Annotated in this window: 8 protein-coding genes; 1 reads left to right on the top strand and 7 read right to left on the bottom strand. The window is 35.2% G+C overall.

Annotated elements, in window-relative coordinates; all coding sequences use genetic code 11:
* Positions 1-517 precede the first annotated feature (517 nt).
* Complete coding sequence (locus tag ACFO7M_RS05295) at positions 518-4,282, bottom strand: hypothetical protein (RefSeq protein WP_379734427.1); 3,765 nt, start codon at positions 4,280-4,282, stop codon at positions 518-520.
* 226 nt (positions 4,283-4,508) lie between these two features.
* Here ACFO7M_RS05295 and ACFO7M_RS05290 point away from each other — a divergent pair, with 226 nt between their 5' ends.
* The gene (locus tag ACFO7M_RS05290; protein ID WP_379717354.1) at positions 4,509-4,973 is read left to right on the top strand and encodes a regulatory protein RecX; all 465 of its coding nucleotides are present in this window, start codon (positions 4,509-4,511) and stop codon (positions 4,971-4,973) included.
* 7 nt (positions 4,974-4,980) lie between these two features.
* Here the strand turns inward: ACFO7M_RS05290 and ACFO7M_RS05285 are convergent, their stop codons facing one another.
* The 6 genes from ACFO7M_RS05285 to ACFO7M_RS05260 form a co-directional block, all read right to left on the bottom strand.
* Positions 4,981-6,126, bottom strand: coding sequence for a beta-ketoacyl synthase N-terminal-like domain-containing protein (locus ACFO7M_RS05285; RefSeq protein WP_379717356.1), 1,146 nt, complete (start codon positions 6,124-6,126; stop codon positions 4,981-4,983).
* A 94-nt stretch (positions 6,127-6,220) separates the two neighbouring features.
* The gene (bioA, locus tag ACFO7M_RS05280) at positions 6,221-7,492 is read right to left on the bottom strand and encodes an adenosylmethionine--8-amino-7-oxononanoate transaminase (protein WP_379734425.1); all 1,272 of its coding nucleotides are present in this window, start codon (positions 7,490-7,492) and stop codon (positions 6,221-6,223) included.
* Between the two features lie 92 nt (positions 7,493-7,584).
* A complete protein-coding gene (gene bioD, locus ACFO7M_RS05275; RefSeq protein ID WP_379734423.1) occupies positions 7,585-8,202 on the bottom strand; it encodes a dethiobiotin synthase in 618 nt (205 codons plus the stop codon).
* Between the two features lie 40 nt (positions 8,203-8,242).
* Positions 8,243-9,385, bottom strand: coding sequence for an aminotransferase class I/II-fold pyridoxal phosphate-dependent enzyme (locus ACFO7M_RS05270; protein ID WP_379734421.1), 1,143 nt, complete (start codon positions 9,383-9,385; stop codon positions 8,243-8,245).
* Positions 9,382-9,909, bottom strand: coding sequence for a hypothetical protein (locus ACFO7M_RS05265; RefSeq protein ID WP_379734419.1), 528 nt, complete (start codon positions 9,907-9,909; stop codon positions 9,382-9,384). Before ACFO7M_RS05265 ends, ACFO7M_RS05270 begins: the two co-directional genes overlap by 4 nt.
* Complete coding sequence (locus ACFO7M_RS05260) at positions 9,909-10,382, bottom strand: hypothetical protein (protein WP_379717366.1); 474 nt, start codon at positions 10,380-10,382, stop codon at positions 9,909-9,911. The genes ACFO7M_RS05265 and ACFO7M_RS05260 overlap by 1 nt, the downstream gene beginning before the upstream one ends.
* Positions 10,383-10,450 lie beyond the last annotated feature (68 nt).

The following is a 10,450-nucleotide window of genomic DNA, read 5'->3' as shown; positions in this document are numbered from 1 at the left end:
TATTTCTTTACATAATAACAAAAAAGTTAAATTTATCGATGTTTTTTGCCGATGGTCGATGAAATTTGACTTTTTTAGATATTTTTTAGAATATGTATTTTCTCGTATTTATGAATTTTTGGTCCTATTTGTCAATTTCAAAGCTCTGGTTTAAAAGCAAATACTCCCAAAATAAGACTGATAAAAAGGAAATAACAACAGCTTCAATGATATAGTTCGCATGGCTTTTTTCCATGTATAAATACCAACGATGATTTTCAATCAACTTATTATCATTGCATGCGCTAATTTGGACAGTAAGAAATAAACGTCCAAAGTTGAAAGGAAGAAAACACTACACTAAAAAGCGGGATAAACTTTGTAAAGAAACTGGATTAAAATTACGAAATATTTACAATATTACTCATAATCAATTCGTTAAAAGAAAATACAATTTCAAACTATTAATTTTTAGCTAAAAAACCCTCAAAAGAATATCTTTTTTTGAGGGTTTTATCGTAGTTGTTTTTTAGATATTTTAAAAAATGATTTTTTTACTGATCAAAGTTCCGTTATCCAAAAGAACCTTGACAATTAATGTTTGGTTTTTATTACCAAAATCAGACACATTCACCTCTAAAGCATTACAATCTGTTTTTATTTTTAATAACTGACCGAGAAGATTGTACACTTCATATGTATGAATAGATTGTTTATCGGAGGTAATCTTAATTACTTCATCGGTAACAAAAACACGAACTGTAGTATCATTTACCACATAATCTTCATCTGAAAGTCTTTGTTCTTGGTAACGAAGAAGAAAACGGTTAGTATAATTCCCTTTTGCCACATTGAATTGGTACGGCGATGCTTTTAAATCATGAATAACACCTGTCCATTTATCTTCCAGATAAATTTTAAGATTCCCTTCTGCAAATCGACCATCCACCGAATTAATAGCAATAGTATAATTACCATCCGTGGGAACAATTACACCAAGAGGCACTGTATCATTCTGGTCAAAAGGCAATTGTCTTCCCTGAATTTTATATATTTTATCAGCAATTAATGAATAGAACTGGAAACCCGATTTCAAACTTGATTTTGCTTCATACAAGAAATCATCAGCGTTAGTAGCGCCTTCAACATAACCTATCATCTGGCTAGTTGCTCTATTATTGGGGTTAACTAAATCCAACCAAATCCTGTGTTTTTCTGTTGCTACTTCAGCCGTTGTGTTTGTAGTTCTGAAAAACTGACTGTTATTATGAATTCTGCTTCTTTGCGAATTGTTGAACACTGCATTCGATGTATTTGGAACAGCCACATCATCTTTCATTCGCACAAAAAATGCCTGACCAGAAGCTATTTTCCCGTCAAAAGCACCGGCTGGAACCGATCCCGAAGCATTATAAGTCACATAATCATTCGATGTGTAATTATAAACAAAAGACTGATAATACGGACTCAATATTGTATCGCTAATCCCTGTCAAATGTCTCCACAAGGAAACCTCTCCATTTTCCAGAACACCGCTATTATCGCTGGCGAACTCAATTGCATCTATCGCAGATGGGTACGGATTCCCTAGTAAATTCCAATTATCATCAGTACTTGTTATCGGACCATTCACTCCTGGAGGAATAACGGTTGCTGAAGTATATGGCCCTTTTTTTAGTTGTGAAGTGATAACTCCAGTATTGAATAGGCTTCCAGTAAAAGTAACCGTTTGTGTTGGATTACCATTTGGCACTCTAAAAATATAACCTTTCCCATTGGTCATCATACTACCTGAAGGAGTAAACCAGTTTCCATAACCATAACCTATTGGATTAGCATAATCAGGCACCCATTCATAATACCTACTATTCGGAATTGTTGCAAATAGCGAATTATTTTGCGGAGAGGACCAATAGACATAATCGAACAACTTCAAGTTTTCCGCAACTCTAGTTAACGAATTAGAGCCACTTCCAGAATAGGTTCCTGCATCGTCCACCTGTAGTAACGAGCCATCATCCTGAATCGTTAAAGTGCCATTGTTTACTACATTTTTTCCTACCTGAATATAATCATTTGAAGAAATAGTTACTGTTTTTGAAGCATTGATTGTCAAATCTCCATTTGCTAATAGATCATTTGAAACACTCGTTGTAAAATGGTTATTCAACACTACATTATAAAATGTTTCAGTCCCTTCGGGTGTTACAGTATTGATTATTTGAGGAGTTGTTCCTGAAAACAGAACAGTTCCATTTCCTTCAGAAAAAGCTACATTACCTACATTATTTGTCCAGTTACCATGTAAGTATAGTTGTCCATCAGCAGTACTATTGTTGGCATCATCCATATCCAAAGAGCCAGTTCCGATAATAGAAAAATCACCATAAACTTCCAATTTATTATTGACGTTGCTTTCCAACTGAACTTTATGAGTTGAAATCGTTAAATTCTTAGATTTTGCAATCCCTCCATAAATAGAAGCATTAGTAGAAGAAATATCAATTATTGCATCTCTGACAGCATATGTTCCATTCAATTCAACATCGATGGTATTATCAGGAACATTAAGCGTTTGCCAATTGGAACAGTCGAACCAATCTGTATTTTTTGTCCCTGTCCAAATTCCATTACTATAAATTCCGGTATTTGTCACAACATACAATTGTCCCACATGTGTTCTAAGATAACCTGCACAAGAAATTCTATTGGTCCAATTAGAAGAATTATTCAATCTCGCGATCCACTCTAATTTATCGGCAGCAGTTGTAGGTCCTGTATACTCTAAAAAATCAGTAGCAGAACCAGGAGCCAAACTAAAACATTGCAAATCTATTGGCAATCCTGACTTTTGAGTACTTGCACCAAGAGATTCCCAGGTAGTAGCCGTATTAAAGGCATATAAATAATTTCCAGGTGTATAAATCGCATCATTTGCTCCTGCGGGATTATTCCAACTTCCTCCTTGCATGAAAAAAATTTGGTCTCCACCAGAATTCAACACAACACTCCCTGTAAAACCTGTAGGTTTCGAATAAGCCCAATTGGCATCAGGAGAAACAAATTCAACATTTGGAGCAGCCGTTTTCAATCGAATAGTAACAACCGTACCTGCCGGAATTATGCTTCCGGTCCTTGTCAACTGATAAACACCTTCTGTATCGCCCCAAGCTCCTAAACTGGTCCGTTCATAGCCATTATCGGTGATATAAAAAGAATCTCCATTTTGAATTGCTTTAAACGTAATAAAGCTAATTTCGTCATCACCAGCTGCATAACCTCCTGCATAGCAAGAAATATTTGAATTGATTCCAATAACGGCAAAATCACCTTTAGAAAAAACTGTAGATGGATTAGTCACACTGCCACTACAGATTACGCTTTGATTTGTTGCTCCCGTTGAACTACAAATAATACTTTCTGAATTATAATTCCCTAATGCAAGTCCTGATTTTAATCTTACGAATATCGATGTTGAGGCAACGGTTCCAGATGTAGACGTGAGGCTAACTGAACTGCTAAAGCCGACCCCTGAAGTTGTCGATATTTCGTAGTCTGTTGGAGCATTCAAAGTTAGATTAGCAGTTAGATTAGAACCACTAACCTCAAAATTTTGTTCAGCCGATGGACCTAAACCAACTACATAAGTAAAATTTGACAAAGAAGAAGCCGAAACGCTTATATTAGGCAATACCGAAGAAGCAGTAGTTCCATTAAGTATAATATTGTTTATATTCGATGCGATATCAAAACCTCCTGTTCCACCAGTACCTGTTGCTCCATAACCATAAATTCTAAATGTAGTGACTGATGTTATATTCAGTAATCCTGTGATGGTTATAACATTAAAAGTCCCAATAGGAGCTGTTGGCGCAATTACTCCAATGTTTGAAGAATATCCATCAATTGAAGATCGTAATGCTACATTTTGAGGACCAGTTCCAGACTTGTCCCAACTAAAAGAAAAAGAGGTAGGTGTAAATGAAAAACCTGAATTTGGCGTGACGGTAAATTCGATATAATTATTACCAGCCATCGCTTCGGTTAAAGAACTTCCCGTTACAGTATTTCCAGTATCAAACCAATTATTTCCACCAAAGCGATTTCCATTAGCTGCTGGCGAAACACCCCCTCCAATGATAAGATTCGAGGGTAAAATATTAGCATTATTTGAAACGCTCGGCTCTGTAGTTTCTGTACCAGTATTCCCAAAGGTATTCCATTGTAATAACTGAGCATGGATACAATCAGACGTCAATAAAAAAAGAAAAAGAAAAGAAAAAGCAATTAATTTAATCTTCATAACAACCTATTTATTTCAATGCTTTATCGTGAATTAATTGTTAAAAATTAAAATAAAGCCATTAAAAATAGAAAAGTTTTTAAAGCTTGCAATTTTTAGACGTTAAACTTATCGTTATTTTTCAGCGAGTGCTCATTATTAGTGACCTCAAGCGTTTTTAAAACCATAGTCTTTATCTTACAAATTAATTTTTTAGGCTTTTTATTATATCTTTGAGTCACAAATTATGCTTGTACCTTCAATCCAAAATAAAATAGAATACTATTGCGCCTACCAAGAGCGCTGCCATGAAGAAGTCATTTCTAAACTAAAATCTTTCCAATTAACTACAGACGAAATCGACGAATACTTGGTCCATCTAATCGAAAACAATTATCTTAATGAGGAACGATTTGCCTGCTCATTTGTAAGAGGAAAGCACAACATAAAAAAGTGGGGGAAAATCAGATTGATTAATGAACTCAAATTCAAAAACATTTCCAAATACAATATTGACATTGCTTTAAAAGAGATTTCTTCGGAAAGCTATTTTGCTACATTTACTGCATTGGCCGAAAAAGAATGGGAAACAATCAGAGAAACAAACATTCAAAAAAAGAAACGTAAATTTTGTGATTTTCTACTTCGAAAAGGCTGGGAAAGCCAATTGGTTTTCGACAAATTGAATGAGTTGGAATCAAAAGACAAATAGTATCCTGTTATTTTCCGATAACAATTGATACGGCATTTCCACCAAAACCAACAGCATTAATCAATACTTTTCGTATCGGTTTTTTAAGGTTTTGTTCTGTTGCAAAAGGCACTTTAATAAATGTATCGTGTTGAAGCATCATCATGGCTAACTCAACACTCAACATCCCAGAGGCACCAAAAGTATGTCCGATTTTCCATTTGTTGGTGGTTAACATGGGTAAATCATTTCCAAATACTTTTTGAAGTGCTTTGTATTCTGACAAATCGCCCTTTACTGTTCCCGGTGCGTGCATTACTACAACATCTATCTCACAAAGATTCATCTCACCTAAAGCCATCTTCATCGAGTCCTGAAAACATTGTGCTTCCGAGGAAATAGAAATACTATGTTCTAAAATATCCGTTGCATAACCAACACCTTCGACATAAGCCAAGGCGTTTTCTTTTTCTCCGCTTTCCAAACAAATCATAGCGGCGCCTTCACCAAGTACCATGGTGTTTTTACTTTTCTCCAAATCGAAAGACAAACATTCTGCCGATGATGAGTAAATTTTTAACGCCTGCATTTGAGCAATGGTAAAAGGCGTAAGAGGTGCTTCACTCCCTCCTACTAAAAATTTATCTGCCATGCCGGCTTTAAGCCACACCACGCCATTTAACAAAGCGTGTAATGCTGTAGAACAAGTTATAGAGTGTGACACTTCTGGCCCTTTACTTTTAAGATCGTGTGCTACCCATGAAGAAATATTACCTAAAGTGGTAGTGGGCGAGGCTAAAGTAGAAGAAAGGCCTGTTTCGATGAATTCCTGGTGGTATTTTTCAAACAATTCAGTGGCGCCACGAGAAGAACCTATATTAATCCCAAAATGGTCATTCTGTTTCCAACCGGCTTGCTTTATTGCTTCACGAGCAGTGTAAATCGCAAATAAAACAGAAGGATCTAAATTCTTGTATTTTGCTTCAGACAGTCGTAACGCTTCAATTTCTTTTTTAGTTTCTGAAGGTAATTGTGCGACAGCGATTTCCTGATCTCCTATTTTTTGCAGACTAATGCAAGATGAATCTAATGAATAATTATTCCATATGGTTTCAGGTTGATGACCTAAAGCCGATACAGAAGAAAGAGCGGTTATGGCAATTTTTTGTTTCAATGGGAATATTTTAGCCCCGGTAGTAGCGGCATCCTTTTATTGCTTTGACAAATGGCAATAAAAGATAGAGCGAATGACGGGAATAGCTACAAAATTAAACTATTTCTAATGCTTTTTCTATCGTTTGGTAGACTTTTTCCAATTGGTCGTTGGTTATAATGTAGGGTGGTAAAATATATACAATATTACCAACTGGACGGAGAATAATTCCATTATCGATAAAGAAATCATAGAGTGTGTTACGCAAATTACCATAATAGTCGGTTTCACCATCAGTCTTTACTTCCAAAGCAAAGATAACGCCCAGCACTCTTGTTGCACTCACCTTCGGATGATTTTGGATACGCTCCTTAAAATTCAAATGACTTTGAAAAATCCTCTCTATATTTTGTTGGGTTGTTTCCTTTTGCAACAAGGCAATACTGGCTAATGCTGCTGCACATCCGGTTGGATTGGCCGTAAACGTATGCCCATGAAACAATGCATGACTTACCGATTCACTTTTGAAACCATTAAAAATTTCGTTCGTAAATGTGGTAATGGCCATTGGAATCGTCCCAGCGGTCAGTGCTTTTGAAAGACACATCATGTCCGGTTGTTGTTGCAGATAATCACTAGCAAAAAGTTTTCCTGTCTTTCCAAAACCAGTCATCACTTCATCTGCAATAGTAAACACGTTCTTTTTTTTGCAAATTTCAATGAGTTCATCTAAAATTTCAGGTTCATACATGACCATTCCCGCTGCGCCTAGCACCAAAGGCTCAAAAATAAAGGCCGCTACTTCATGGTTTTCTAAAGTGTTTTGCAACGCTTCCCTCGTTTCGTTTTCTTTTCCTTTTACAGGAATAGGAATCCGAATAACTTTCAGTAAAGATCCTTGAAATGCTTCGGTAAATAAAGAAATACCACTAACAGCCATTGCTCCAAAAGTATCACCGTGAAACGCATCTTCAAAAGCAATAATCGTATTTTTCTGAATTCCTTTATTAAAAAAGTACTGAAATGAAGCCTTAATAGCCACCTCTACTGCCGTAGACCCATTATCTGAATAGAAAAATTTCTGTTGATTTGATGGCAGTATTTCAATAAGTTTTTCTGCTAATTCTACTACCTTATTGTGTGTAAATCCACCAAACAAAACATGTTCTAAAGTAGTTAATTGTTGGTAAATGGCATCTGCAACAAATGTATTGGAATGCCCGAAGGGATTTACCCACCAAGAAGCAATTGCGTCAATATACTCTTTACCGTTTTCATCCCACAACAAAGCTTCTTTTCCTTTTACAATAGCCGGAAAATCTTTTACTGTATGATGTTGGGTATACGGATGCCAATTGTATAATTTATCTTTTTGAGAGAAATTCATTTTTGAAGAATAAACAGAGTAAAGTAATGGAACTTTACTCTAAAAATTAAAGCACAAAGATACAAAGTATGCTATCGATTACTTCATTCTTTTCACAATGTTAACAAGTTGTCACGAAATAAATCGGCATAGTACGCAATTACATTAGTATCAAAATACGGCTCGTTTTCGATGCGCCCAATCATTTTTACCCCAGTTTTGCTTACAATAATTGATTCCGTTGAAGCATTTTTGTCACCATTAAAAATAATTCCTCCCACTTCGATTTTTCTACTTTTTAACGCTTCGATTGTCAACAAGGTATGATTAATACTTCCCAAATAATGTCTGGACACAACGATCACTTTATAATCCGGTTGAATTAAATCAATTACACAATCCGTTTCATTCAAAGGCACAAGAACACCTCCAGCACCTTCAATAACCAAATGATTTTCGGTTATAGGTTCTTTTATCTTATTGAGTTCAATTTCAATATTGTCAAGCTTAGCAGCCAAATGCGGACTTGCAGGTGTATTCAATTCGTAGCTGTTTTTGTGGAAATACGATTTGTCATTGGCAACATACTGTTTGATTTTGTGGGTGTCAGAATAGTCCAAATCTCCAGCCTGAACTGGCTTCCAATAGTCTGCCTCCAAAGCTTCAACCACAACCGCTGAGGCAATAGTCTTTCCAACATCGGTGCCAATACCAGTAATAAATACTTTCATAATTAATCTTTTATTTTACGGTTCACAAAGCTCGGAAACTTTAAAAAATTAATTGACTTAAAAATTGCAAAACTTCTGTTATTTCTTCTGTCGAATTATAGCTATGCAAACAGAATCGAAGCCTTTCTTGTCCTTCCGGCACGGTGGGTGATAAAATGGCTTTGACATCAAATCCTTTGGATTGCAATTGTAATGCTACCGCTTTGACTTTGTCATTTCCCGGAATAATCGCAGATTGTATTGCTGATTTACTTCGGACAAACATTGGTTTTAATCCCAAAAGGTTTTTTGTTTGATTGAAATGAATACAATTATCTCTTAGTTTTTCAATAGAATTCTTTCCACTAATCAACTGTTGGTATGCCATAAAAATGGTAGCTACTGAATGTGGAGAAAGTCCAGTAGTATAGATAAAACTTCTAGCAAAATTAACCAGATACTCTTTTAAATCCCGACTTCCTAAAATGGCAGCACCATGACAACCGAGACCTTTTCCAAAAGTCATAATTCGGGCAAAAAATTTATCTTGAAGATGTAAACTTTGGACCAAACCTTCTCCTACATCACCAAATAAACCCAAAGCGTGTGCTTCGTCTACTATCAGAAATCCATTGTACTTTTCTGAAACCGATACTAATTCTTCCAGATTTGGTGCATCGCCATCCATTGAATACACTGATTCCACAACTATAAAAACCGAGGAGTCAGGAGATTGAAATTTGCGTAGTTTTTGCTCCAAATCTTCAAAATCATTATGTTGAAATTTGAATGATTTTGCCTGCGACAACCGAATCCCATCACGTATTGAAGCATGGCACAATTCATCATACAATATTACATCGTTACGTTGTGGCACAGCACTAAAAAAACCAACATTAGCATCGTAACCCGAATTAAAAATTAAAGCAGATTCACTTTTATGAAAGTCGGCAATATAGTTTTCTGTTTCCTCGTATAGCGAATGATTACCGGAAATCAATCGGGACCCGGTTGCTCCATTACTTTTGATACCTTTTTGCATAAGAAACTCATGAGTTGCCTCGAATATCGCTTCAGAACGGGCAAAGCCAAGATAATCGTTGGATGCAAAATCAATTAAATTATTTGTTTTTGGCAAACTACGTAAAGCATTGTTTTGCTTACGATGCTCTAGTTTTGAAGAAAGAGATACTGGCAGCTTCATAATTCTGAACGGTAAATCCAAACAGGATTATTAGTGTCAATTTTATCCAACAAATCCACATCAATCACTTTACATAAAGATTTGGCATAAAGAAATGCTTTATTCTTTTTGTAAAAGCTAACTAAAGGTATATGTCTGTATCCATTATTCTGATACCAAAGTGTTACTGTATATCCAAAACCAAAACTATTAATAGCAACGTAATCAAAATCGGTTACTTCCGTAATTTTGGTTTTTTGATAAAAAACAATCTTTTGCTCGGTAATCAATGTTTTATTTTTGGCATCAACTTTCACAGTATTTTCTTCAGAAATGTTAATTGCTGGACCAATAAACGGAGCCGAGAGACTGATTGCATAAGCCAAAAATTTAATTACAATAACGGCATTCAAATCGTATTCGACAATGAAATAGATATATGCTAAAAAAGGTGACACAGCAAAAGTGTACATAATTGCTGCCATAACCATATGTACTTTTGACATCGTATCTTCAAAAACGGTAATTATATTGTTATTTTCCATTATTGAAAAACGACACCCAATTTAGTAACTCTTTGCAAATTATCAATTTCTACAAAAATTACTGCTTTTGAATCTTTAACTTTAAAACGTTTGTCGTATACGAATTTTGCATCGTGTTTTTCGTGCTTCGCTGCAATATCTTCCAATAAATTTCCGGTAGTGAATGAATTCAATTTCCATTTCTTATTGGTAATGTCTACTTTTTTAATTTTATCGTCTTGTAATTCTATTAACAATCCATCATATTTAAAAACAAAATAGGGTGGATCACCATCGTCTGGAACTTCTTTCTCTAAAGTAATTGCTTTACCCAATATTGCTTCCACTTTATCTGGATTAATTGGTTCACAAACTTTGATGCTTTTACCGGTTTTCGCATTGGTTAATAATAAAACCGGTTTGTTTTGCTGTGCCATAACATTTAGACAAAAACTACTTAAAAACAGTAATAACAATGTAATTTTGACTTTCATAATAAGGTAGATTAAGAGTATTAAAAGTATAAAAAAAGCCCAACATTACTGTTGAGCTTTTTAATTTA

The sequence above is a fragment of the Flavobacterium sp. GCM10023249 genome, from assembly GCF_042653365.1.
Classification (GTDB): Bacteria; Bacteroidota; Bacteroidia; order Flavobacteriales; family Flavobacteriaceae; genus Flavobacterium.
The sequence above is the reverse complement of the archived record's forward strand: the minus strand, read 5'-3'. Positions and strand labels throughout refer to the sequence as shown.

Bases quoted from the DNA above. Each gene is read 5' to 3' on its own strand.
- bioD (WP_379734423.1), bottom strand. From the start codon at position 8,202: ATGAAAGTATTTATTACTGGTATTGGCACCGATGTTGGAAAGACTATT.
- ACFO7M_RS05260 (WP_379717366.1), bottom strand. From the start codon at position 10,382: ATGAAAGTCAAAATTACATTGTTATTACTGTTTTTAAGTAGTTTTTGT.
- ACFO7M_RS05265 (WP_379734419.1), bottom strand. From the start codon at position 9,909: ATGGAAAATAACAATATAATTACCGTTTTTGAAGATACGATGTCAAAA.
- ACFO7M_RS05270 (WP_379734421.1), bottom strand. From the start codon at position 9,385: ATGAAGCTGCCAGTATCTCTTTCTTCAAAACTAGAGCATCGTAAGCAA.
- bioA (WP_379734425.1), bottom strand. From the start codon at position 7,492: ATGAATTTCTCTCAAAAAGATAAATTATACAATTGGCATCCGTATACC.
- ACFO7M_RS05295 (WP_379734427.1), bottom strand. From the start codon at position 4,282: ATGAAGATTAAATTAATTGCTTTTTCTTTTCTTTTTCTTTTTTTATTG.
- ACFO7M_RS05290 (WP_379717354.1), top strand. From the start codon at position 4,509: ATGCTTGTACCTTCAATCCAAAATAAAATAGAATACTATTGCGCCTAC.